Origin of the sequence: Buchnera aphidicola (Pseudoregma panicola), assembly GCF_039376655.1 — a bacterium.
GTDB classification, from domain to species: Bacteria; Pseudomonadota; Gammaproteobacteria; order Enterobacterales; family Enterobacteriaceae; genus Buchnera_G; species Buchnera_G aphidicola_C.
The window spans coordinates 356,504-377,360 of record NZ_CP135000.1; the positions used below are offsets into that span (position 1 = coordinate 356,504).

A 20,857-nucleotide genomic window follows, 5' to 3' on the forward strand; every position below is an offset into this window, starting at 1 on the left:
TTAAAAAAAACTATTTTCAATTTTATTACTAGAATTTTGAAAATTTTTATAATATATATTAGAAACAATAATATTTTGTATTTGACTAATACAATCTATAATAACCACTATTACTATTAACAAAGAAGTTCCACCAAAATATAAATTAAAATTTAAAAAATATTTTACAAATTCAGGAACCATGCAAATAAAAGACATATATATAGAACCTATAAAAGTCAATTTAGTAACAATTTTCTTGATATATTCAGAAGTATTATTACCTGGTCTAATTCCTTTTATAAAAGCTCCAGATTTTTTTAAATTTTCTGACGTATCCTTAGAATTAAACGTTAAATTAGTATAAAAAAAACAAAAAAATACTATTAAAAAAATATAACTAGATGTATAAAAAAAACTATTTGGTTGAAAATATTTTAAAAAATTTATTAAAAAATCATTTTTATGAAAACTTACTATCCAAGATAGTATTGTATATGGCAATAAAACTATACTAGATGCAAATATTGCTGGAACTACTCCTACTATATTTACTTTAAGAGGTAAATAACTATTATTAGAAATATACGACATTTTTCTATGATTTATGTTAGCATATTGAATATTTATTTTATAGTAACTTCTTTCTATAAAAGTAACTAAAAAAATTACACAAAATATAAAAAAAATTAAAAATAAAAATAAAAAATAATTAATATTTTCTAATCTAAATTTTTCTATAACATTTATAATAGAACGCGGAATGCCAGATATTATTCCTAAAAATATTATAATAGACATTCCATTTCCTATACTATACTTAGTAATAAGATCTCCAAGCCATATTAAAAACATAGTACCTGTCATCAAGCTTAAAGAACATAAAATATAAAAACATATTCCTGAATTTATAACTAAATTTTTAAATATATATATGTGTGGCAAACTAATAGATATACAAATAGATTGAATAATTGATAAAATGAAAGAAAGATATTTTGTATATCTATTAATTTGTATTTTTCCAATTTCTCCATTTTTTTTCATGCTTTTAAATTTTGTGCTTATAAAAGTAAGAAGTTGAATTATTATAGATGAAGATATATATGGCATTATACCTAAAGAAAATATAGATGCTTTACTAATAGATCCTCCAGAAAATACATTTAACATATCTAACAAATTTCCACTATTTTGATATAATATATTAGATAAAACTTCAATATTAATTCCTGGAATTGGTATTAAAGATCCTATTCTAAAAATAATAATTGCCATTATAAGAAACAAAATTCTATTTTTTAATTCATTTTTATTTCTAGAAAAATTTTTATTAGAAAATTTATTAACTGAATTATTTAATTTATTTACCATAATATATATTATATTACCTATTTTATTTTACCACCAAACTTTTTTATTATAAAAGACAAATTTTTTGTAGTTTTTAATCCTTTTAATATAATTGGTTTATTTATATTTCCAGTTCCTATAAACTTTACATATTTTACATTTTTTTTAACAATACTGTTATTTTTTAATAAATTTAAATTAAAAAAATCATATTTTTTTAACAAATGATTTATTTTGCTAAATTTTATTTCTTTAGTAAAAATATTTTTTTTAGAAGTAAAACCAAATTTAGGAGATCTTTTATATAAAGGCGTTTGACCGCCTTCAAAACCTATTCTTATTGAAGATCCTTTTCTAGATTTTTGACCTTTATGACCTCTTCCTGAAGTTTTTCCTAATCCTGATCCTATACCTCTACCACATCTTTTTTTTCTTTTTGATCTGTCTTTATATAACATTATATTTTTAAGTAACATAAAATTATAATTCCTCTATTTTTAACATATAACTTATTTTTTTTATCATACCAGAAATTGAAAGATTATTATCTAAATTTTTAAAACTTCCTATTTTTTTTAAACCTAATGCTAGCAAAGTTAATTTATGTTTAGGCAATATTCCTATTGAACTTCTTATTTGAGTTATTTTTAATCGTTTAAAATTCATATTTTTAATTTTTTCCAAAAAAAACATTTATTGTTTTATTTCTTTTCTTAGAAACTAAATTAGGAGATTGCATATTTTTCAAACCATTTATAGTAGCTCTAACTACATTTATAGGATTGGTAGATCCATAAGTTTTAGCTAATACGTTGAATACACCAGATACTTCAAAAACAGCACGCATAGCTCCTCCAGCAATGATACCTGTTCCATCAGAAGCTGGTTTCATAAAAATAGTAGAACCTGTAAAAGTTTCTTTAATAGAATATTGTAAAGTATTTTTATTTAAAAAAAAAGTTATCATATTTTTTCTAGCTTTTTCCATAGCTTTTTGTATAGCAGAAGGAACTTCTTTAGACTTTCCATATCCAAAACCAACTTTTCCATTTTTATTTCCCACTACAGTCAAAGCAGTAAAAGAAAAGACTCTACCACCTTTCACAGTTTTTGAAACCCTATTTACTGAAATAAGTTTTTCTTGAAATTCATTATTCTTTTTATTATCTAAATTTTTCATAAAAATATTCCTAAAATTTTAAACCATATTTTCTGGCAGATTCAGCTAGTTTTCTAATTCTCCCATGATATTTAAATCCAGAACGATCAAATGAAACTTTTTTTATTCCATTTTTTAAAGAACGTAAAGCTATTTTTTTACCAATTAATTTTGCTGATTTTTTATTTCCAGGATAACAAATATTTTTTTTAATATTTTTTTCTAATGTAGAAGCAGAAACTATTACAAAATTATTTGAAGAAATTATTTGAGCATAAATATTTCTAGAACTTCTATGCACTACTAATCTTATACTTTTTAATTTTTTAAATTTTTCTCTATATTTCAAAAATCTTTTAATTCTAGCATCTTTTTTTTTAAAAATACTCATTTTACTTCTTTTTAGCCTCTTTTCTTCTTATTATTTCATTTTCATAATGTATTCCTTTTCCCTTATATGGCTCAGGAACTTTATATAATCTTAAATTTGCTGCAGTTTGAAAAACTAATTGTTTATTTACTCCACTTAAAGTTATTTTAGTTGCTGAATTACAATTAGCTAATACTCCATTAGGTAATTTATATTTTATTATATGAGAATATCCTAAATTTAAATTTACAATATTTTCATTTAAAAAAACTTTATATCCAACTCCAGACAATATTAATGTTTTAAAAAATTTATTTTTAACTCCATATATCATAGAAGATACTAAAGATCTACAAGTACCAGCATACATCCATGATTTGTTAAAATTTTTTTTACCACAAAAAATTAATAAATTTTTATCATATTTAACAGATACATAATTATTAATTAAAAATTTTAATTTACCATAAATACCATCTATATATATATTATTTTTTTTTATAACTACATTAACATCATTAGGAACTAAAATAGACTTTTTAGCTATTCTAGACATATAAAAACTCCAAATATTTTTATATTAATAAAAATTAATTAATGTTATAAATCAATAAACATTACATAATATTTCTCCACCAATACCTAATTTTCTAGCTTCAAAATCAGTTAAAATACCTCTAGAAGTAGATATTATAGAAATTCCCAATCCATTAATTACCTTATATATATTTTTTTTATTTTTATATACTCTAAGACTAGGTTTACTAACCTTTTTTATATGTTCTATTACAGGATTACCATTATAATACTTTAAAAATATCTTTATTTTTTTATCAATTAAAAAATCTTTAATATATCCTTCTTTTTTTAAAACTTCTAAAATAGAAACTTTAAATTTAGAAAATTTTACAATTACATATATTTTTTTAGAAAATTGACCATTTCTTATTCTAGTTAACATATCACTAACAGAATCTTGCATACTCATTTTAAAAAATTATCCTATAATGTTTTTATAAAAAATTAATTTTACCAACTTGATTTTTTTAAACCTGGAATTTCTCCGTTCATAGCAGCTTCTCTAAATTTTATTCTACTTAACCCAAATTTTCTTAAAAACGCATGAGGTCTTCCGGTTATATAACATCTATTTCTAATTCTACAAAAACTAGAATCTCTAGGTAATTTTTGTAATTTAAATATAGCTTTCATTTTTTCATTATCAGAAGTTTTTAAATCAAATATAGTTTTTTTTAATTTTTTTCTTATGTTAAAAAATTTTTTACTTAATATTTTTCTTTTTTTTTCTCTAGCTTTTATAGATTCTTTTGCCATGTTATTTTTCTCTATAAACTACTTTTTAAATGGAAAATTTAAAGATTTTAATAATTCTAACGAATAAGAATCATTATTAGTATTAGTAGTTATTGTAATATTTAAACCTCTAGTTTTATCTATTTTTTCATAATTTATTTCAGGAAAAATAATTTGTTCTCTTATACCTATACTATAATTTCCTCTTCCATCAAAAGATTTTTTATTAAAACCCCTAAAATCTCTAATTCTCGGAACGACTATATATATAAATCTATTTATAAAATCCCACATTCTATTTTTTCTTAATGTAACTTTACAACCAACAGGATGACCTTGTCTTATTTTAAAACCAGATATAGATTTTTTTGCATTGGTTACTATTGGTTTTTGCCCGGAAATCATAGTAATATCAGAAATTATGTTAATTAAATTTTTTTTTTTATAATTACAACTTCCATCTCCAATATTTAAAGTAATTTTTTCAATCTTAGGAACTTGCATAATAGATGTAAAATTTAGTTTTTTCATTAAATAATTTATTATTTTTCTCTTATAAAGAATTTTTAATTCCAACACTATTAATCTCCATAAATTTTATTTATTTTATTTAAACTATTTTAATCTATAATTTTATTATTAGATTTAAAAAAACGCACTTTCTTACCATCTTCAAATTTAAATCCTACTCTATCAGATTTTCCTGTAATTTTGTTAAAAATTTTTAAATTAGAAACTTGTATATAAGATTCCTTCTCAACTATACCACCTAATTCATTTTTTTCTGGAACAGCTTTTTTATGTTTTTTTACAATATTTATTCCAGAAACAATAACTTTGTTTTTAGAAATAAATTTTTTTATTATTCCTCTTTTACCTTTATATTTCCCTGATATTACTATTACTTCATCATTTTTTCTAATCTTTTTAGACATATATTATTTACCCTTAAAGTACTTCTGAAGCTAAAGAAACAATTTTCATAAATTTTTCCACTCTAATTTCTCTAGTAACTGGACCAAAAATTCTACTTCCTATAATTGTTTCATTTACATTATTCAACAATACACAAGAATTTTTATCAAATCTGATATAAGATCCATCCAATCTAGAAATTCCCTTTTTAGTTCTAATAACTACAGCTTTTAAAACTTCACCTTTTTTAACTTTTCCATTAGAAGAAGATTCTTGAACTGCTACTTTTATTATATCTCCAATATTTGCATATCTTCTTTTTGATCCACCTAATACTTTTATGCAAAGAACTAATTTTGCTCCAGAATTATCTGCAACATTTAAAATTGTTTGCTCTTGAATCATTTTTTATAACCTTAATTTTTTAAAATTATTTGCTGGTTTTTAAAATTTTTATTAATTTCCAAAATTTATATTTAGATATTGGTCTGCACTGAGAAATTTCAACTAAATCTCCTATAAAACATTCATTTTTTTCATCATGAACTTTAATTTTAGTATGTTTTTTAATAAATTTTCCATAAATTTTATGTTTAACAAAACGTTCTATTAAAACTACACAAGTTTTGTTCATTTTATTACTAATAACTAATCCTTTTAAAGTTTTAATATTATTCATTATTCTTATTCTTCACCTCATTTAATCTAATTAAAAATTTCAATTTTGAAATTTTTTTTCTACAAAATTTTAATAAATGAGTTTTTTTTAATTTACCTGAAAATAATTGTATTTTTAAATTAAATTCTTCTTTTAAAAATAAAAACAACTTATCATTAAGATCATTTATTATATTATCATATTTATTTATTACCATATTATACCTTTTTTTATGAAAATTGTTTTTACAGATAATTTGGCTGAAGCTAACAAAAAAGCTTTCCTGGAAATTTTTTCTGTAACTCCATCTACTTCATATAAAACTTTTCCTGGTTTTACTAAAAACACCCAATATTCAACATTTCCTTTTCCCTTACCCATTCTAACTTCTAATGGCTTTCTAGTAATAGGTTTGTCAGGAAATATTCTTATCCACATTTTACCCTCTTTTTTTATTAATCTACTTATTACTTTTCTAGCGGATTCTATTTGTCTGGATGTTATTCTTCCTCTAGTAATAGCCTTTAAACCAAAATTACCAAAACAAATATTACTTCCTATAGAAGTTCCTCTATTTTTTCCTTTATGCATCTTTCTAAATTTAGTACGCTTAGGTTGCAACATAATATTTTTATATTACTCCTTTTATCTAATTCTTCTTCTTCTAAAATTTTTTTTAAATTTTACAATAGGTTTTTCTAATTTCAACATAACATCCATTTTTCCTAAAATTTCTCCTTTAAATATCCAAACTTTTATACCAATTATTCCATATGTAGTATTTGCTTCAGAAAAACTATATTCAATATTTGCTCTTAATGTATGTAATGGAACTCTGCCTTCTCTATACCATTCTCTTCTTGCTATTTCAGCACCTCCTAATCTTCCACTAATTTCTATTTTTATTCCTTTTGCTCCTTGCCTCATAGCATTTTGAACAGATCTTTTTATAACTCTTCTAAACATTATTCTTCTTTCTAGTTGTAAACTTATATTATTAGCAACTAATTTAGCATCTAATTCAGGTCTTTTTACTTCAGATATATTTATTTGCACAGGTATTTTAATTAAATTAAATATTTTTAATTTAATTTTTTCTATATCTTCTCCTTTTTTTCCAATTACTATACCAGGTCTTGAAGTAAATATAGTTATTTTAATACTTTTAGAAAGTCTTTCAATAACAACTTTAGATATAGAGGCTTTTGTTAATTTTTTAAATATAAATTTTCTAACTTCAAAATCATTTTGTAAATTTTTAGAAAAATTTTTTTTATTTGCATACCAAATAGAATTCCAATGTCTTATTATTCCTAGCCTCATACCATTTGGATTAACTTTTTGACCCATATTTTTAACCTTTTTATTTTTTATACTTAATAAGAAACTACTATTTTTATATGACTAGTTCTTTTTAATATTCTATCAGCTCTACCTTTAGCTCTAGGCATCATTCTTTTCATAACAGGTCCATTATCTATATTTACTCTAACTACTTTAAGTTTATCTACATCTAAACCATAATTATGCTCAGCATTTGCAATTGCAGAATATAAAACTTTTATTATTAAATTAGAAGCTTTTTTTCTATTAAATTCTAATATTTCTATAGCTGAAGAAACACTTTTACCTAATATAAGATTAGAAACTAATCTAATTTTTTGAGAAGAAGAATTAGCTTTTTTATGTATAGCATATACTTCCATTTGTTTAACTCCAAAAAAAAATTATTTAGATTTTTCAGAAACATTTTTTTTTATTTTTTTATCTATGTTATGACCTCTATAAGTTCTAGTCATAGAAAACTCTCCTAATTTATGACCAACCATTTCTTCAGTAATAAAAACTGGTATATGATTTCTGCCATTATGTACGGAAATAGTTAAACCTATCATATTAGGAAATATAGTAGATCTTCGAGACCAAGTTTTTATTGGTTTTCTATCTTTCAATTTTAAAGATTTTTCAACTTTTTTAAATAAACTTTCATCTATAAAAGGACCCTTTCTAACTGATCTAGGCATAATATTATCCTTTATTATTTTCTTCTATGTACAATAAATTTTTGCGTTCTTTTATTATTTCTAGTTTTTTTACCTTTAGTTTGTTTACCCCATGGACTAACAGGATGTTTTCCAAAATTTTTTCCTTCACCACCTCCATGAGGATGATCTACTGGATTCATAGCAGTACCTCTAACAGTAGGTCTTATTCCTAACCATCTTTTACATCCAGCTTTTCCAAACTTTCTTAACATATGTTTTATGTTACCAACTTCACCTATAGTAGCTCTACAATTTAAATGTATCTTTCTAACTTCTCCTGAACGCAATCTTATAAATGCATAATTTTTTTCTTTAGATATAAGTTGAGAATGACTTCCAGCTGATCTAGATATTTGAGCGCCCTTTCCTGGTTTAATTTCTATGTTATGTATATATTCTCCAGTAGGAATATTTTTTATACATAGACAATTTCCAGATTTAATTTCAACCTTTTTACCTGAAACAATAATATCACCTATTTTAATATTTTTTGGTTCTAAAATATAACTTTTTGTTCCATCTTTATATAAAATCAAAATTATATTTGAAGACCTATTAGGATCATATTCAATTCTTTTAACAATCGCTGGTATATTGTCCTTATTTCTTTTAAAATCTATATATCTATATTTTTTTTTATGACCTCTTCCAATATGTCTGGTAGTTATTCTTCCTGAATTATTTCTACCACCAGTTTTTACAATTTTTTTTAATAAAGATTTTAAAGGTTTTTTTTTATATAAGTTATTATTTTTTATCTTTATTACATGTCTTCTACCAGGAGATGTAGGTTTTATTTTTTTTATTATCATATAAAATTTTCCATTATATTTAAAAATATTTAAAAATTAAAACTATCACCTTTTTTTAAAGTTATATATACTTTTTTCCAATCTTTTTTAAATCCATATTTATTTGAAGTTCCTTTTCTATTGTTTTTTCTTTTTCCTTTTACTATTAAAGTATTAACTTTTAATACAGTTACATTAAAAATTTTTTCTAACATTTTTTTTATTTCTTTTTTATTAGCATTTTTTAAAACTTTTATTATAAAACTATTTTTTTTTTCAGAAATAATAGAAGATTTTTCAGAAATATGCATTCCTCTAAAAATTTTTAAAATTCTTTCTTTAAATTTCATTTAAACTTTTCTCTATTTCTTTTAAAGTATTTAAATTAGTAACTACAACATCATAAGATAATAATACTACTGGATTAATAAATCTATATTCTATCGTAAAAACTCTTTTCATGTTTCTAGCAGACAAAAATATGTTTTTATTTAAATTATTTAATATTATTAATATCTTATTAAAATTTATAAATTCTAATTTTTTAACTAATAATTTAGTTTTAGGATATTTTATATTAAATTCTTTAAAAACTATTAATTTTTTTTTTCTTATTAATTCAGAAAAAATACTTTTTATAGCTCCTTTATACATTTTTTTATTAATTTTTTTAAAATTATTTTTACATCTAGAAGCAAAAGTAACACCCCCTGATCTCCATATAGGACTTCTTATTGAACCTACTCTCGCTCTACCAGTTCCTTTTTGTTTCCATGGTTTTTTTCCAGAACCTGATACTTCAGCTCTAGATTTCTGAGATTTAGTACCTTTCTTACTAATAGAAATATATGATAACAATACTTGATGTATTAATTTTATATTAAAAGATCTATTAAATATAGAATTTGATAAATTAATAAAATCATTATTATTACTATCTTTCAAAAATAATTTCATATAAAAAATTATTTACCTCTTAACTTTTATAGATGGTCTTATTATAACATCACTATTAGAAAATCCAGGAATAGTTCCTTTTATAAATAGAAAATTATCTTTATCATTTATTCTAACTATGCTTAAATTTTGTATAGTAACTTTTTTGTTTCCTAAATGTCCAGACATTTTTTTTCCTTTAAAAACTCTACCAGGAGTTTGATTCTGACCTATAGATCCAGGAGCTCTATGTGATAAAGAATTACCATGACTATTGTCCTGAGATCTAAAATTCCATCTTTTTATAGTACCAGAAAAACCTTTTCCTTTAGAAAATCCGGTTATATCTACTTTATTAAAATTCTTCAAAATACTAATACTTAATATTTGACCTGAAAAAAAATTATTTTTTTCTTTAACTCTAAATTCCCATAATCCTCTTCCAGGAAGAACATTATGTTTAATAAAATGGCCAGATTTTGGTCTATTAATTCTGTTTTTATTTTTAATTCCAGTAGTAACTTGTATAGCAGAATATCTGTCATTTTTTAAATTTTTTACTTGAACTATTCTATTTTTATTAACTTCTATTATAGTAACTGGAATTAAATTTCCTTCTTTAGAAAAAATCATAGAAGAACCTATCTTTTTACCTACTAATCCAACCATATAAAATTACCTATAATAAAATTGTTTAAAATTATTTTTTTTAAATTTAATACTAATCTAAAACTATTTGTACATCTACTCCTGCAGCTAAATCTAATCTCATTAAAGCATCAACAGTTTTTTCTGTAGGCTCTACAATGTCTATAAGTCTTTTATGAGTACATATTTCATATTGATCTCTAGCATCTTTATTTACATGAGGAGATATTAATATAGTAAATTTTTCTTTTCTAGTAGGTAATGGTATAGGTCCCCTAACTTGAGCTCCAGTTCTCTTAGCTGTATCTACAATTTCTTCAGTAGATTGATCTATTAATCTGTGATCAAAAGCTTTTAATCTTATCCTAATTCTCTGATTATTCATAATATATTACATATTCTCCATAAATAAATTTTTATATAAAATATTATATGTTAATAAAAAATAAATAAAAAATTATAAAATTTTTTATATAAAAATAAATTGTATCAAATATAAATTTTAAAAACTAGTATAAACTAACTATATAGAAAAAGAGGTATAATAAATTCCTCTTTTTCTGAAATTTTTATTCAATAATTTTTGAAACTATACCAGCTCCAACAGTTTTCCCACCTTCTCGTATAGCAAATCTTAAACCCTCTGTCATAGCTATTGGATGTATTAAAGTAATATTCAATTCAACATTGTCCCCAGGCATTACCATTTCCATAGAATCAGGTAATTCTATTAATCCTGTTACATCAGTAGTTCTAAAATAAAATTGAGGTCTATAACCTTTAAAAAATGCTGTATGCCTACCACCTTCTTCTTTAGAAAGAATATATACTTTAGAACTAAACTTTTTATGAGGAGTAATAGATCCAGGTTTTGACAACACTTGACCTCTTTCTATGTCGTCTCTTTTAGTTCCTCTTAATAAAACTCCTACATTTTCACCAGCTCTACCTTCATCTAACAATTTTCTAAACATTTCTACACCTGTACATATAGTTTTAGAAGTAGGTTTTATTCCAACTATTTCAACCTCTTCTCCAACTTTTATTATTCCTTTTTCTACTCTACCTGTAACAACTGTTCCTCTTCCAGATATAGAAAATACATCTTCTATAGGCAATAAAAATGGTTCATTTATTTCCCTTTTAGGATCAGGAATATATGTATCTAATAAATTAGATAACTCTATAATTTTATTTTCCCATTTTTCATCTCCTTCTATAGCTTTTAAAGCTGAACCTCTAACTATTGGAGTTTTCTCTCCAGGAAAATCATACTCTGTAAGAAGATCCCTAACTTCCATTTCAACTAATTCTAATAATTCTTCATCTTCTACCATGTCACATTTATTTAAAAACACTATAATATAAGGAACACCAACTTGTCTTCCTAAAAGTATATGTTCTCTAGTTTGAGGCATAGGACCATCAGTTGCAGAAACTACTAATATTGCTCCATCCATTTGAGCTGCACCTGTAATCATATTTTTTATATAATCAGCATGTCCAGGGCAGTCTACATGAGCATAATGTCTTTTTAAAGTATCATATTCAACATGAGAAGTGTTTATAGTAATACCTCTAGACTTTTCTTCTGGAGCATTATCTATTTGTTCAAATGTTCTAGCTGAACCTCCATATTTTTTTGACAAAACTGTTGTTATAGCTGAAGTTAAAGTTGTCTTTCCATGATCAACATGTCCTATTGTTCCAACATTTATATGAGTTTTTATACGTTCAAACTTTTCTTTAGACATTTTTTATACTCTATTTTGTTAATATGTTAAAATTTTTTTATTATATAAATATAAAAAATCTTATTATTTTTTATTTTCTAAAATCTTACAAGTTATATTATCAGGTATTTCTGAATATTTTAAAAATTCCATAGAATACATAGCTCTACCTTGAGTTTTTGATCTTAAGTCAGTTGCATATCCAAACATTTCTGATAATGGAACTTTTGAAACAATTATTTTATTATTAAAATTATCGTCTAAATTTTCTATATTTCCTCTTCTTCTATTCAAATCTCCAATAACATCACCCATATATTCTTCTGGAGTATCTATTTCCACTTTCATAATAGGCTCTAATAAAATTGGTTTTGCCATTTTAAATGCATTTTTAAAAGCTATTGAAGCAGCAAATTTAAATGCAAGTTCTGAAGAATCAACGTCATGATAAGATCCAAAATGCAATCTAACTCCTATATTAATTACTGGATATCCAGCTAAAGGACCTGAATTTAATTGTTCTTGTATTCCTTTGTCTATAGCAGAAATATATTCAGAAGGTATCACACCTCCTTTAATATTATTTATAAATTTATAATTTTCTTTATTCATTTCAATAGGAAATATATCTATTACGACATGTCCATACTGACCTCTCCCTCCAGATTGTTTTATATATTTTCCTTCTATATCATTAACTTTGTTCTTTATAGTTTCTCTATATGCAACTCTAGGTTTTCCTACATTAGCACATACTCCAAATTCTCTTTTCATTCTATCTACGATTATTTCTAAATGTAGTTCACCCATTCCTGAAATTATAGTTTGATTAGATTCATGATCTATATGAACCTTAAAAGAAGGATCTTCTTTGGCTAGTCTAGCAAGAGCTATACCCATTTTTTCTTGATCAGATTTAGTCATAGGTTCTATAGCTATAGAAATAACTGGATCAGGAAACTCTATTTTTTCCAAAATTATTTTTTTTTTAGGATCACATAAAGTATCTCCTGTAGTAACATTTTTTAATCCTATAGCTGCAGCTATATCTCCTGACCTAACTTCTTTTATCTCCTCTCTTTTGTTAGCATGCATCTGAACTATTCTACCAAGTCTTTCTTTTTGTGATTTGGTAGAATTCAATATAATATCTCCAGATCTTATTATTCCTGAATAAACTCTAAAAAATGTTAAACTTCCTACAAAAGGATCAGTAGAAATTTTAAATGCTAATGCAGAAAAATATTTATTATTTTCATGTTTTTTTATTTTATAATTTTCTTTTTTAGAAAAATTCTTTGAAATATTATGTTTATTAAAGTTTACATCTTTAGGAGAAGGCAAAAAATCTATTATTGCATCTAACAACGATTGAACACCTTTGTTTTTAAAAGAAGAGCCACAAGTAATTATTAAAACTTTATTTTTTAAAGATCTTTTTCTCAAACCTTTTATTAATTCTTTTTCAGAAAATTCTTTACCTGATAAATATATTTCCATAAATTTATCACTAACTTCTGCTACAGTTTCAACTAAATGTTTTCTCCACTTATTAGAAATATCTATTAAATCTTTTGGTATAGAAGAATGTTTAAAAGTAATTCCTTTATCATAATTATTCCAAATTATAGACTTCATTTTTATTAAATCAACTACACCAATAAAATTTTCTTCTGAACCAATAGGCAATTGTATAGGTACAGTAATTATATTAAATCTATTTTTAATTTGATTTATAACATTAAAAAAGTTAGCACCAACTCTATCCATCTTATTTATAAAAGCAATTCTTGGCACTTTATATTTATTAGATTGTCTCCATACAGTTTCTGATTGAGGTTGAACTCCACCTACAGCACAATATATCATTACTACACCATCTAATATCCTCATAGATCTTTCTACTTCTATAGTAAAATCAACATGACCTGGAGTATCAATTATATTTATTCTATGAGAGACATATTGTTTGTACATTCCTGACCAAAAAGCAGTTGTAGCTGCTGATGTGATAGTAATTCCTCTTTCTTGCTCTTGCTCCATCCAATCCATTGTTGCATCTCCATCATGAACTTCACCTATTTTATGATTTATTCCAGTATAAAATAAAATTCTTTCTGTAGTAGTAGTTTTTCCTGCATCTATATGAGCACTAATTCCTATGTTTCTATAATTTGATATATTAGTTTTTCTAGACATATTTTTTATAATCTTGTTATATTTTAAAAATATAAAAATATATTTTAATAAAATTGTTTATAAAGAAAAAATTGATAAAATAAAATTTTTACCATCTATAATGAGCAAAGGCTTTATTAGATTCAGCCATTTTATGAACATCTTCTTTTTTTTTTATAGCATCACCTTTTTTATTAATAGCATCATTAAGTTCATTAAAAAGTTTTAAACACATAGACTTGTCTTTTCTTTTCCTAGCTGCATTTATTATCCATTTCATAGCTAATGTGTTCCTTCTTAAAGGTCTAACTTCTACTGGAACTTGATAAGTAGATCCTCCAACTCTTCTAGATTTTACTTCTACTACAGGTTTAACATTTTTTAATGCTAATTTAAAAGATTCTAATTCATCTAATTTAGTTTTTTTAGATAAAAATTCTAATGATTTGTAAACAATATTTTGAGCTACAGTTTTTTTTCCATTCACCATAACTATATTTATAAATTTAGATATAGTATCAGAAAAAAACTTAGTATCAGGTAAAACATTTCTACTTTCAGCAATTTTTCTTCTAGACATATTAGTCTCTCATAATTTTAATTTATAAAAAAATCTTGTGTAATTAAGATTTTATTTTTTTTGTACCATATTTTGATCTACTCTTCTTTCTATCTTTTACACCAGAACAATCTAAAGAACCTCTAACAACATGATATCTTACTCCAGGTAAATCTTTTACCCTACCTCCTCTAATTAAAATTACTGAATGTTCTTGTAAATTATGACCCTCACCACCTATATAGGCTGTAACTTCAAAACCATTAGTAAGTTTAACTCTACAAACTTTTCTTAAAGCAGAATTAGGTTTTTTAGGAGTTGTAGTATATACTTTTGTACATACTCCTCTTTTTTGAGGACATTTTTCCAAAGCAGGCACATTACTTTTGCAAATCTTTCTTTTTCTAGATTTCCTAACTAATTGATTTATAGTAGTCATAAAATATTATTTTCTCTCTATTTAGACACATTTCAAAAAAAATATTTTTATTAAATTTATTATAAAATGTTAAAAAAAGATATAAATATTACCATTTTATTTGAGATTTGTTTTTTACAGTTAAATCAACAAAATGAAAATAATTTACTATAGAAAAATTTTTAGAAACAAATTTTAAAATACCTCTAGCTTCTAAATCTTCTTTTAAAACATATAAATTTTTAGACAAATTAACAATTTTTTTTAAAAATATATTATTTTTTATAGAAATTATTACTCCATCTTGAATAGCAATAAAATCATCTTTTTCACTTATTAATCCTAACAAAACATTAATATCAATATAAAAAGGAGAACTTGTTAATACATGCAACATAATAATTTACCTATGTTAACAGTTTATAACTGCTTCAAACAAATCCAACTTATTTTTAAATAACTTACTATTTAAAATAAATGTATTCATAAAAAAATTTTTATAAGATATAATTCCTCTTTGTTTTAAAGAATTTTTACATAAATAAATATTAGATACTTTACATAATTTAAATACAGAAAAAGATTTAGAAAAATTGTTAGAAAAAATTTTTTTTGGATTCTGATTTTTTAATATCTGAAATATACCATCTCCAACAAAAAATAATGCTATTTCTTCAAAATAAAAAGATATTGATAACGACAAATCTAACAAATCTTGACATTTACTACTTCCATAAGGGGATTTAGAAAACAAAAAAGCTATTTTTTTCATATATTATTAACATTAATTAACAAAATTTAAAAACAATTTTAAAATTGTACTATTCTTTCAGAAGAAATAATATCTTTAGCTAATTCAGAAAAACTAGAAATTTTAAAGGACGAATCTATATTTACGAAATTTATTCCTTTTTCAATAGCAAAATCTTTAGTTAATATTCCTCTTTTTAAAGAAGATCCTATACATATTTTAAGATTTATATTAAATTTATTAGACAATTTCTTCCAACATTTTAATAAATTAATTTCATTATAATTAGAAAAATTCATAATATTAGAATTATACACACCATCTGAATAAAAAAATATACTTTTTATTTTATGCTTTTTTAAAATTAAATTTTTAGAAAACAAAAAAGAACTAATAGAATTTTGTGTACCATAACAAGGACCAGTAACTAATATAGTATATTTCATAATATAAAAAAATAAAAAAAATATTATATAATTTTATAATATACAACATTATAAAAAATAAATATTTTATTTATATAAAAATTATAATAACAATATTATTTTTTATTAATAAAATTTAAAAAATATAAAATATATAAAAAATTTTAAATTCTTTTTTTTATAAATATATATTTTTATTAAAAAATACTAATTATTTAAAAAAATAATTTTTATACAAAAAAAAATTTTTTTTCTATAGTTCTTATTATACTTTCTGATTCTATAGAAGCTCTTTCAGCACCTATTTTAGATATTTCTAATAAATATTCTTTTTTTTTTCTAAAATAAAAATATTTTTTTTGCAAACTATATAATTTTTTATAAATAATATTAGATAATATTTTTTTAAATTTATAATAATTACAATTATTAAAAATTTTTTCTGATTCTAAAATAGTATTATTGCTTAATATAGAAAAAATGTTTAATAAATTAGATATTCCAGGTTTTTTTTTTAAATTATATAATATTTTAGAAGGATTATCAGAATCTGTAGAAGCAAATTTTATTTTTTTATAAATTTCTGATTTACTATCTAATAAAAAAATACTACTTTTATTATTTTTATCAGATTTAGACATTTTTTTACTAGGATCCTGTAAAGACATAATTTTAGAACCTTGTTTAAAAATTATACTATTAGGAATAGTAAAAATATTTCCATACAAATTATTAAATCTATTAGCTACTACTCTAGTAAGTTCTAAATGTTGTTTTTGATCATTTCCTATAAATACAAAATTACTATTATATAATAATATATCTGACATCATTAAAACTGGATAATTAAACAAACCTATATTTATATTTACATTTTTTTTAGATTTATTTTTAAATTGAGTCATTCTAGATAATTCACCAAAATAAGAAAAACAATTTAATATCCAATTTATCTTACAATGTTCATTTACATGAGATTGAATGAAAACTATACTCTTATCAGGATTAACACCACAAGCTAAATAAAAAGCTAAAGTATCTAACGTATTTTCTTTTATATCAATGTTTTTATTTAAATTAGTCAAAGAATGTAAATCAGCAATACAAAAAATACATTTATACTTTTTTTGCATAGATTTCCAATGTTTTAAAACTCCTAAATAATTTGCTAATGTTAAAAATCCTGTAGGTTGAATTGCACTAAACATTTTTTTTTTTGATTTATTTTTTTTTTTCATAAATATTATTATAAATAAAGATAAATTTTTTAAAAAATACATTTTTTTAATATTAAAAATAAAAAAAATGATATAAAAATTTTAAATAAAATGTTTATTTATAATCTCTCTAATTTCAAAAATAGTTTTTTTATAATTTATAGAACAAAAAATTTCAGAACCTATTACAAATGAATTAGCTCCAGCATTCAATAAATCTGATATATTATTTTTTTTAATTCCACCATCTACTTCTAATATAGTATTAAGATTTTTTTTATTTATTAAATTTCTAACTTTTTCAACTTTTTTTAATGTATAAGTTAAAAATTCTTGTTTTCCAAAACCTGGATTTACAGACATTATTAAAACTAAATCTAATCTATCTATAGTATATTCTAAACAATTTAATGAAGTAGAAGGATTTATAGCTAATCCAGCTTTACATTTAAAGCTTTTTATTAAAGATATAGTTTTATCTATATGAATAGAAGATTCAGGATGAAAAGTTATAAATTTAACTTTTTCTTTTGCAAAAACTGGTATTAAGGTATCTACTGTATTTGTCATTAAATGAACGTCTGTATCAAATTTTATTCCATTCTTTTTTAAAGATTTCAAAACAACAGGACCAAATGTTAAATTAGGAACATAATTATTATCCATAACATCGAAATGAATTAAATCAGCACCATATTTTATAACATTTTTTATTTCATTACCTAAATTAGCAAAATTAGCTGATAAAATAGATGGAACAATAAAAAATTTTTTCATAAAATTTTACACTAAATGTTTATACAAAAAAAATTAATTTATAAAGTTTTTATTAATAAATCTAATTAAAATATTAGTATCTATATTATCTGTTAAAATACATTTTCCTATTTTTTCTGGAATTATTAATCTAATTTTTTTACTACAAATATTTTTTTTATCTCTTAACATATATTTTAGATAATCATTAGAATTCATATTTTTAGGACCAAATATAGGAAGACCTAATAATTTTAATAAATTAATTATTTCATTCATTTCTAAAGAAGAAATTTTTCCTAAAAAATTAGAAAACATAGTAGACATTACAATTCCAACTGAAACAGATTCACCATGTGACCATTTATGTTTTGTAAAAGATTCTATTGCATGACCAAAAGTATGTCCTAAGTTTAATAACATTCTATAATTTTTTTCTCTTTCATCTTTAGAAATTATTTTTATTTTAAATTTACAAGATTTTTTAATACATTCTAATAAAATTTTTCTATTCATCATGAGCATGTTATTAAAATTATCTTTAATCCAGTAAAAAAAATTTTTATCAAATAAAATTGCATACTTTATTATTTCAGAAAAACCAGAAACAATTTCTTTTTTAGATAAAGTATTTAAAAATATTAAATCAATTATTACAATTTCTGGATGATAAAATGTTCCAATAACATTTTTAGAAAGATGATTATTAACTCCTGTTTTACCTCCTATAGAAGCATCTACTTGAGACAATAAAGTAGTTGGTATATTTATATATTTAATTCCTCTTTTATAAATAGATGCAGCAAATCCTGTAATATCTCCTATTACGCCACCTCCAAATGAAATTAATGTAATATCTCTTCCACAATTTAATTTTATAAGTTTTTCTATAATTAATTTAATAGAATCAAATGTTTTATGTATTTCTCCATCTTTTAATATTATTTTTTCATTAATAATATTTAATTCCTCTAAATCATTTATAACACTATTTTTATAAATTTTATATATAGTTATATTAGTTATTAAAATAGAATTTTTAAATTTTTTTAATTCAGAAATTAAAAATTTATTGTTAATAATATTATAACCTATTTTTACATAATATTTATTTTTACTCAATGATATTTCTAATGTTTCCAAAATATTTTATCCTAATTTTTAAATATAAAATATATTATAAAAAATTGTTTGATTTAAATTTTTTAAAAATATGTAATGCCACTGATTTAGCACTTTTTTTATCTGTATCTACTACTAAATCAGATATATTTTTATATAAATGATTTCTTTCTTTTGCTAAATTTTCTAAAATAGCACGATTAGATATATTTTTTTTATTTAATAAAGGTCTATTTTTATCTCTTTTAGTTCTAATAAGTTGCTTATCTATGGTAGTTTTTAAATAGACTACAGTTCCTCTAGAAGATAATATGTTTCTAATATTATCAGAAACTATAGATCCACCTCCAGTAGCTAAAACTATACCTATTTTTTTAGTTAATTCATCTATTATTTTATTTTCTCTAATTCTAAATCCTTTTTCTCCTTCTACATCAAAAACCCAAGCTATATCAGCTCCAGTTCTTTTTTCAATTTCTTTATCTGAATCATAAAAATCCATATTTAACTTTTGTGCTAATTGCTTTCCTATAGTACTCTTTCCAGCCCCCATAGGGCCAACTAAAAAAATATTTCTTTTTTCTAACATAATTTTATTTTATAAAAATACAAATTAATTTAATAATAATAATATAAAAAAATCAAAAATACTAATTAATATAGTTAACAAAATAAATATTATTAAAAAAAAATAGAATAATTTTAATTATATTATAATTTTAAAAATTAAACTATTTTTTTTTAAAAAAAATATTTTTTTTTAAAAAAAAAATTTATTTTTAAATTATTTTATTATTATAATAATTTTATAAAAATAAAAAATAATAAAATAAATAAAGTAAAACTTTTATTTGTATAAATATTATATTATAATAAATTTGTTTTGGTGAGATGCCTGAGAGGCTTAAAGGGCACGCCTGGAAAGCGTGTATGCAAAATTTTTGTATCAAGGGTTCGAATCCCTTTCTCACCTAAATTTATATAAATATTTTTATATAAACAAAATTTTGTTTTCGTTTTAAAAAAAATTAATAATATGAATGTTTTCCATGAACATGTTCTGTAACATCTTTAACATCTTTTATATCTGGAAATTTTTTTAATATTTGTTTAGCAATAAAATTTTTTAATGTTAAATTAGACATAGAACATCCATTACAACTTCCTAAGAATTTTAAAAAAACATATTTTTTCTCATCTATTTTAACAAATGTGATACTTCCTCCATGAACAGACAAATTTGGATTTATTTCATTATTTATCCAAAATTTTATTTTTTCTTCTAAATTAAAATTTTTATAATCTTTTTTTGAGCACATATTAGGAACATTTAAAACCAAATTAAAAGCAGTATTTTTCTTTTTTAATTCAATATTAGAATTTTTTAAATAAATATAATCATTTTTATTTACATATACAGAAAAACCATCAAAATTAAAAACTAAATCATTTTTTGTAATATTTTTAATATCACAATATACTATTCCAAATTTAACTTTATATGTTCCTAAATTCTTTGCAAATATTCTA

General features: G+C 22.0%; 34 protein-coding genes and 1 tRNA gene. 1 reads left to right on the forward strand and 34 read right to left on the reverse strand.

The window, feature by feature from the left end:
• From secY to aroK, 33 genes are all read right to left on the reverse strand, one after another.
• Complete coding sequence (gene secY, locus RJT18_RS01695) at nt 1-1,353, reverse strand: preprotein translocase subunit SecY (protein WP_343154715.1); 1,353 nt, start codon at nt 1,351-1,353, stop codon at nt 1-3.
• A 17-nt stretch (nt 1,354-1,370) separates the two neighbouring features.
• The gene (rplO, locus tag RJT18_RS01700) at nt 1,371-1,808 is read right to left on the reverse strand and encodes a 50S ribosomal protein L15 (protein WP_343154716.1); all 438 of its coding nucleotides are present in this window, start codon (nt 1,806-1,808) and stop codon (nt 1,371-1,373) included.
• Between the two features lie 4 nt (nt 1,809-1,812).
• Nucleotides 1,813-1,998 (reverse strand): 50S ribosomal protein L30, encoded by a 186-nt coding sequence (rpmD, locus tag RJT18_RS01705; protein WP_343154717.1) that lies wholly within the window; start codon nt 1,996-1,998, stop codon nt 1,813-1,815.
• 4 nt (nt 1,999-2,002) lie between these two features.
• The gene (rpsE, locus tag RJT18_RS01710; RefSeq protein ID WP_343154718.1) at nt 2,003-2,512 is read right to left on the reverse strand and encodes a 30S ribosomal protein S5; all 510 of its coding nucleotides are present in this window, start codon (nt 2,510-2,512) and stop codon (nt 2,003-2,005) included.
• Nucleotides 2,513-2,522: 10 nt separating this feature from the next.
• Nucleotides 2,523-2,882, reverse strand: coding sequence for a 50S ribosomal protein L18 (rplR, locus tag RJT18_RS01715; protein ID WP_343154719.1), 360 nt, complete (start codon nt 2,880-2,882; stop codon nt 2,523-2,525).
• A gap of 1 nt (nt 2,883) precedes the next feature.
• Nucleotides 2,884-3,417: a 50S ribosomal protein L6 gene (gene rplF / locus RJT18_RS01720; protein WP_343154720.1), complete on the reverse strand. Its 534-nt coding sequence runs from the start codon at nt 3,415-3,417 to the stop codon at nt 2,884-2,886.
• Nucleotides 3,418-3,468: 51 nt separating this feature from the next.
• Nucleotides 3,469-3,849, reverse strand: coding sequence for a 30S ribosomal protein S8 (rpsH, locus tag RJT18_RS01725; RefSeq protein ID WP_343154721.1), 381 nt, complete (start codon nt 3,847-3,849; stop codon nt 3,469-3,471).
• 41 nt (nt 3,850-3,890) lie between these two features.
• Nucleotides 3,891-4,196: a 30S ribosomal protein S14 gene (rpsN, locus tag RJT18_RS01730; protein WP_343154722.1), complete on the reverse strand. Its 306-nt coding sequence runs from the start codon at nt 4,194-4,196 to the stop codon at nt 3,891-3,893.
• Between the two features lie 18 nt (nt 4,197-4,214).
• A complete protein-coding gene (rplE, locus tag RJT18_RS01735) occupies nt 4,215-4,754 on the reverse strand; it encodes a 50S ribosomal protein L5 (RefSeq protein WP_343154723.1) in 540 nt (179 codons plus the stop codon).
• A gap of 41 nt (nt 4,755-4,795) precedes the next feature.
• Complete coding sequence (rplX, locus tag RJT18_RS01740; RefSeq protein WP_343154724.1) at nt 4,796-5,110, reverse strand: 50S ribosomal protein L24; 315 nt, start codon at nt 5,108-5,110, stop codon at nt 4,796-4,798.
• Nucleotides 5,111-5,123: 13 nt separating this feature from the next.
• On the reverse strand, nt 5,124-5,495 hold the full coding sequence (rplN, locus tag RJT18_RS01745) for a 50S ribosomal protein L14 (RefSeq protein WP_343154725.1): 372 nt from the start codon (nt 5,493-5,495) through the stop codon (nt 5,124-5,126).
• A gap of 25 nt (nt 5,496-5,520) precedes the next feature.
• Nucleotides 5,521-5,769 carry a 30S ribosomal protein S17 gene (rpsQ, locus tag RJT18_RS01750; RefSeq protein ID WP_428994277.1) on the reverse strand — a complete coding sequence of 83 codons (249 nt, stop codon included), beginning with the start codon at nt 5,767-5,769 and terminating at the stop codon, nt 5,521-5,523.
• On the reverse strand, nt 5,762-5,965 hold the full coding sequence (locus RJT18_RS01755) for a 50S ribosomal protein L29 (RefSeq protein WP_343154726.1): 204 nt from the start codon (nt 5,963-5,965) through the stop codon (nt 5,762-5,764). The genes rpsQ and RJT18_RS01755 overlap by 8 nt, the downstream gene beginning before the upstream one ends.
• Complete coding sequence (gene rplP, locus RJT18_RS01760; RefSeq protein ID WP_343154727.1) at nt 5,959-6,372, reverse strand: 50S ribosomal protein L16; 414 nt, start codon at nt 6,370-6,372, stop codon at nt 5,959-5,961. Before rplP ends, RJT18_RS01755 begins: the two co-directional genes overlap by 7 nt.
• A 21-nt stretch (nt 6,373-6,393) precedes the next feature.
• Nucleotides 6,394-7,098 carry a 30S ribosomal protein S3 gene (rpsC, locus tag RJT18_RS01765; RefSeq protein ID WP_343154728.1) on the reverse strand — a complete coding sequence of 235 codons (705 nt, stop codon included), beginning with the start codon at nt 7,096-7,098 and terminating at the stop codon, nt 6,394-6,396.
• Nucleotides 7,099-7,124: 26 nt separating this feature from the next.
• The gene (rplV, locus tag RJT18_RS01770; protein WP_343154729.1) at nt 7,125-7,454 is read right to left on the reverse strand and encodes a 50S ribosomal protein L22; all 330 of its coding nucleotides are present in this window, start codon (nt 7,452-7,454) and stop codon (nt 7,125-7,127) included.
• Between the two features lie 21 nt (nt 7,455-7,475).
• Complete coding sequence (gene rpsS, locus RJT18_RS01775) at nt 7,476-7,772, reverse strand: 30S ribosomal protein S19 (protein WP_343154730.1); 297 nt, start codon at nt 7,770-7,772, stop codon at nt 7,476-7,478.
• Nucleotides 7,773-7,786: 14 nt separating this feature from the next.
• A complete protein-coding gene (gene rplB / locus RJT18_RS01780; RefSeq protein WP_343154731.1) occupies nt 7,787-8,605 on the reverse strand; it encodes a 50S ribosomal protein L2 in 819 nt (272 codons plus the stop codon).
• A 29-nt stretch (nt 8,606-8,634) separates the two neighbouring features.
• Nucleotides 8,635-8,934 carry a 50S ribosomal protein L23 gene (locus tag RJT18_RS01785; RefSeq protein ID WP_343154732.1) on the reverse strand — a complete coding sequence of 100 codons (300 nt, stop codon included), beginning with the start codon at nt 8,932-8,934 and terminating at the stop codon, nt 8,635-8,637.
• Nucleotides 8,924-9,541, reverse strand: a complete 618-nt coding sequence (gene rplD, locus RJT18_RS01790; RefSeq protein ID WP_343154733.1) for a 50S ribosomal protein L4 — start codon at nt 9,539-9,541, stop codon at nt 8,924-8,926. Before rplD ends, RJT18_RS01785 begins: the two co-directional genes overlap by 11 nt.
• A gap of 12 nt (nt 9,542-9,553) precedes the next feature.
• Complete coding sequence (gene rplC / locus RJT18_RS01795; protein ID WP_343154734.1) at nt 9,554-10,189, reverse strand: 50S ribosomal protein L3; 636 nt, start codon at nt 10,187-10,189, stop codon at nt 9,554-9,556.
• A 52-nt stretch (nt 10,190-10,241) separates the two neighbouring features.
• The gene (gene rpsJ / locus RJT18_RS01800) at nt 10,242-10,553 is read right to left on the reverse strand and encodes a 30S ribosomal protein S10 (RefSeq protein ID WP_343154735.1); all 312 of its coding nucleotides are present in this window, start codon (nt 10,551-10,553) and stop codon (nt 10,242-10,244) included.
• 184 nt (nt 10,554-10,737) lie between these two features.
• Nucleotides 10,738-11,922, reverse strand: coding sequence for an elongation factor Tu (gene tuf / locus RJT18_RS01805; RefSeq protein WP_343154736.1), 1,185 nt, complete (start codon nt 11,920-11,922; stop codon nt 10,738-10,740).
• A gap of 63 nt (nt 11,923-11,985) precedes the next feature.
• A complete protein-coding gene (gene fusA / locus RJT18_RS01810) occupies nt 11,986-14,100 on the reverse strand; it encodes an elongation factor G (RefSeq protein ID WP_343154737.1) in 2,115 nt (704 codons plus the stop codon).
• Between the two features lie 88 nt (nt 14,101-14,188).
• The gene (rpsG, locus tag RJT18_RS01815; protein ID WP_343154738.1) at nt 14,189-14,659 is read right to left on the reverse strand and encodes a 30S ribosomal protein S7; all 471 of its coding nucleotides are present in this window, start codon (nt 14,657-14,659) and stop codon (nt 14,189-14,191) included.
• A gap of 43 nt (nt 14,660-14,702) precedes the next feature.
• The gene (rpsL, locus tag RJT18_RS01820) at nt 14,703-15,077 is read right to left on the reverse strand and encodes a 30S ribosomal protein S12 (RefSeq protein ID WP_343154739.1); all 375 of its coding nucleotides are present in this window, start codon (nt 15,075-15,077) and stop codon (nt 14,703-14,705) included.
• An 88-nt stretch (nt 15,078-15,165) separates the two neighbouring features.
• Nucleotides 15,166-15,453 carry a sulfurtransferase complex subunit TusB gene (tusB, locus tag RJT18_RS01825; RefSeq protein WP_343154740.1) on the reverse strand — a complete coding sequence of 96 codons (288 nt, stop codon included), beginning with the start codon at nt 15,451-15,453 and terminating at the stop codon, nt 15,166-15,168.
• Nucleotides 15,454-15,468: 15 nt separating this feature from the next.
• Nucleotides 15,469-15,828, reverse strand: a complete 360-nt coding sequence (tusC, locus tag RJT18_RS01830) for a sulfurtransferase complex subunit TusC (protein ID WP_343154741.1) — start codon at nt 15,826-15,828, stop codon at nt 15,469-15,471.
• Nucleotides 15,829-15,866: 38 nt separating this feature from the next.
• Entirely contained in the window at nt 15,867-16,253 is a 387-nt protein-coding gene (tusD, locus tag RJT18_RS01835; RefSeq protein WP_343154742.1) for a sulfurtransferase complex subunit TusD, read from the reverse strand.
• 209 nt (nt 16,254-16,462) lie between these two features.
• A complete protein-coding gene (gene trpS, locus RJT18_RS01840; RefSeq protein WP_343154743.1) occupies nt 16,463-17,470 on the reverse strand; it encodes a tryptophan--tRNA ligase in 1,008 nt (335 codons plus the stop codon).
• A gap of 81 nt (nt 17,471-17,551) precedes the next feature.
• The gene (rpe, locus tag RJT18_RS01845; protein WP_343154744.1) at nt 17,552-18,226 is read right to left on the reverse strand and encodes a ribulose-phosphate 3-epimerase; all 675 of its coding nucleotides are present in this window, start codon (nt 18,224-18,226) and stop codon (nt 17,552-17,554) included.
• Nucleotides 18,227-18,259: 33 nt separating this feature from the next.
• The gene (gene aroB, locus RJT18_RS01850) at nt 18,260-19,348 is read right to left on the reverse strand and encodes a 3-dehydroquinate synthase (RefSeq protein WP_343154745.1); all 1,089 of its coding nucleotides are present in this window, start codon (nt 19,346-19,348) and stop codon (nt 18,260-18,262) included.
• A gap of 34 nt (nt 19,349-19,382) precedes the next feature.
• The gene (gene aroK / locus RJT18_RS01855) at nt 19,383-19,916 is read right to left on the reverse strand and encodes a shikimate kinase AroK (RefSeq protein ID WP_343154746.1); all 534 of its coding nucleotides are present in this window, start codon (nt 19,914-19,916) and stop codon (nt 19,383-19,385) included.
• Nucleotides 19,917-20,212: 296 nt separating this feature from the next.
• Here aroK and RJT18_RS01860 point away from each other — a divergent pair.
• Nucleotides 20,213-20,300, forward strand: a tRNA-Ser gene (locus RJT18_RS01860).
• Between the two features lie 55 nt (nt 20,301-20,355).
• On the opposite strand, the gene RJT18_RS01865 is transcribed toward RJT18_RS01860, so the two are convergent.
• A complete protein-coding gene (locus RJT18_RS01865; protein WP_343154747.1) occupies nt 20,356-20,646 on the reverse strand; it encodes a NifU family protein in 291 nt (96 codons plus the stop codon).
• Nucleotides 20,647-20,857: the final 211 nt, after the last annotated feature.

What these genes read in the sequence shown, in the direction of transcription:
- secY (WP_343154715.1), bottom strand. Translation starts at nt 1,353, where the DNA reads ATGGTAAATAAATTAAATAATTCAGTTAATAAATTTTCTAATAAAAAT.
- rplO (WP_343154716.1), bottom strand. Translation starts at nt 1,808, where the DNA reads ATGTTACTTAAAAATATAATGTTATATAAAGACAGATCAAAAAGAAAA.
- rpmD (WP_343154717.1), bottom strand. Translation starts at nt 1,998, where the DNA reads ATGAATTTTAAACGATTAAAAATAACTCAAATAAGAAGTTCAATAGGA.
- rpsE (WP_343154718.1), bottom strand. Translation starts at nt 2,512, where the DNA reads ATGAAAAATTTAGATAATAAAAAGAATAATGAATTTCAAGAAAAACTT.
- rplR (WP_343154719.1), bottom strand. Translation starts at nt 2,882, where the DNA reads ATGAGTATTTTTAAAAAAAAAGATGCTAGAATTAAAAGATTTTTGAAA.
- rplF (WP_343154720.1), bottom strand. Translation starts at nt 3,417, where the DNA reads ATGTCTAGAATAGCTAAAAAGTCTATTTTAGTTCCTAATGATGTTAAT.
- rpsH (WP_343154721.1), bottom strand. Translation starts at nt 3,849, where the DNA reads ATGAGTATGCAAGATTCTGTTAGTGATATGTTAACTAGAATAAGAAAT.
- rpsN (WP_343154722.1), bottom strand. Translation starts at nt 4,196, where the DNA reads ATGGCAAAAGAATCTATAAAAGCTAGAGAAAAAAAAAGAAAAATATTA.
- rplX (WP_343154724.1), bottom strand. Translation starts at nt 5,110, where the DNA reads ATGTCTAAAAAGATTAGAAAAAATGATGAAGTAATAGTAATATCAGGG.
- rplN (WP_343154725.1), bottom strand. Translation starts at nt 5,495, where the DNA reads ATGATTCAAGAGCAAACAATTTTAAATGTTGCAGATAATTCTGGAGCA.
- rpsQ (WP_428994277.1), bottom strand. Translation starts at nt 5,769, where the DNA reads ATGAATAATATTAAAACTTTAAAAGGATTAGTTATTAGTAATAAAATG.
- RJT18_RS01755 (WP_343154726.1), bottom strand. Translation starts at nt 5,965, where the DNA reads ATGGTAATAAATAAATATGATAATATAATAAATGATCTTAATGATAAG.
- rplP (WP_343154727.1), bottom strand. Translation starts at nt 6,372, where the DNA reads ATGTTGCAACCTAAGCGTACTAAATTTAGAAAGATGCATAAAGGAAAA.
- rpsC (WP_343154728.1), bottom strand. Translation starts at nt 7,098, where the DNA reads ATGGGTCAAAAAGTTAATCCAAATGGTATGAGGCTAGGAATAATAAGA.
- rplV (WP_343154729.1), bottom strand. Translation starts at nt 7,454, where the DNA reads ATGGAAGTATATGCTATACATAAAAAAGCTAATTCTTCTTCTCAAAAA.
- rpsS (WP_343154730.1), bottom strand. Translation starts at nt 7,772, where the DNA reads ATGCCTAGATCAGTTAGAAAGGGTCCTTTTATAGATGAAAGTTTATTT.
- rplB (WP_343154731.1), bottom strand. Translation starts at nt 8,605, where the DNA reads ATGATAATAAAAAAAATAAAACCTACATCTCCTGGTAGAAGACATGTA.
- RJT18_RS01785 (WP_343154732.1), bottom strand. Translation starts at nt 8,934, where the DNA reads ATGAAATTTAAAGAAAGAATTTTAAAAATTTTTAGAGGAATGCATATT.
- rplD (WP_343154733.1), bottom strand. Translation starts at nt 9,541, where the DNA reads ATGAAATTATTTTTGAAAGATAGTAATAATAATGATTTTATTAATTTA.
- rplC (WP_343154734.1), bottom strand. Translation starts at nt 10,189, where the DNA reads ATGGTTGGATTAGTAGGTAAAAAGATAGGTTCTTCTATGATTTTTTCT.
- rpsJ (WP_343154735.1), bottom strand. Translation starts at nt 10,553, where the DNA reads ATGAATAATCAGAGAATTAGGATAAGATTAAAAGCTTTTGATCACAGA.
- tuf (WP_343154736.1), bottom strand. Translation starts at nt 11,922, where the DNA reads ATGTCTAAAGAAAAGTTTGAACGTATAAAAACTCATATAAATGTTGGA.
- fusA (WP_343154737.1), bottom strand. Translation starts at nt 14,100, where the DNA reads ATGTCTAGAAAAACTAATATATCAAATTATAGAAACATAGGAATTAGT.
- rpsG (WP_343154738.1), bottom strand. Translation starts at nt 14,659, where the DNA reads ATGTCTAGAAGAAAAATTGCTGAAAGTAGAAATGTTTTACCTGATACT.
- rpsL (WP_343154739.1), bottom strand. Translation starts at nt 15,077, where the DNA reads ATGACTACTATAAATCAATTAGTTAGGAAATCTAGAAAAAGAAAGATT.
- tusB (WP_343154740.1), bottom strand. Translation starts at nt 15,453, where the DNA reads ATGTTGCATGTATTAACAAGTTCTCCTTTTTATATTGATATTAATGTT.
- tusC (WP_343154741.1), bottom strand. Translation starts at nt 15,828, where the DNA reads ATGAAAAAAATAGCTTTTTTGTTTTCTAAATCCCCTTATGGAAGTAGT.
- tusD (WP_343154742.1), bottom strand. Translation starts at nt 16,253, where the DNA reads ATGAAATATACTATATTAGTTACTGGTCCTTGTTATGGTACACAAAAT.
- trpS (WP_343154743.1), bottom strand. Translation starts at nt 17,470, where the DNA reads ATGAAAAAAAAAAATAAATCAAAAAAAAAAATGTTTAGTGCAATTCAA.
- rpe (WP_343154744.1), bottom strand. Translation starts at nt 18,226, where the DNA reads ATGAAAAAATTTTTTATTGTTCCATCTATTTTATCAGCTAATTTTGCT.
- aroK (WP_343154746.1), bottom strand. Translation starts at nt 19,916, where the DNA reads ATGTTAGAAAAAAGAAATATTTTTTTAGTTGGCCCTATGGGGGCTGGA.
- RJT18_RS01865 (WP_343154747.1), bottom strand. Translation starts at nt 20,646, where the DNA reads ATGTGCTCAAAAAAAGATTATAAAAATTTTAATTTAGAAGAAAAAATA.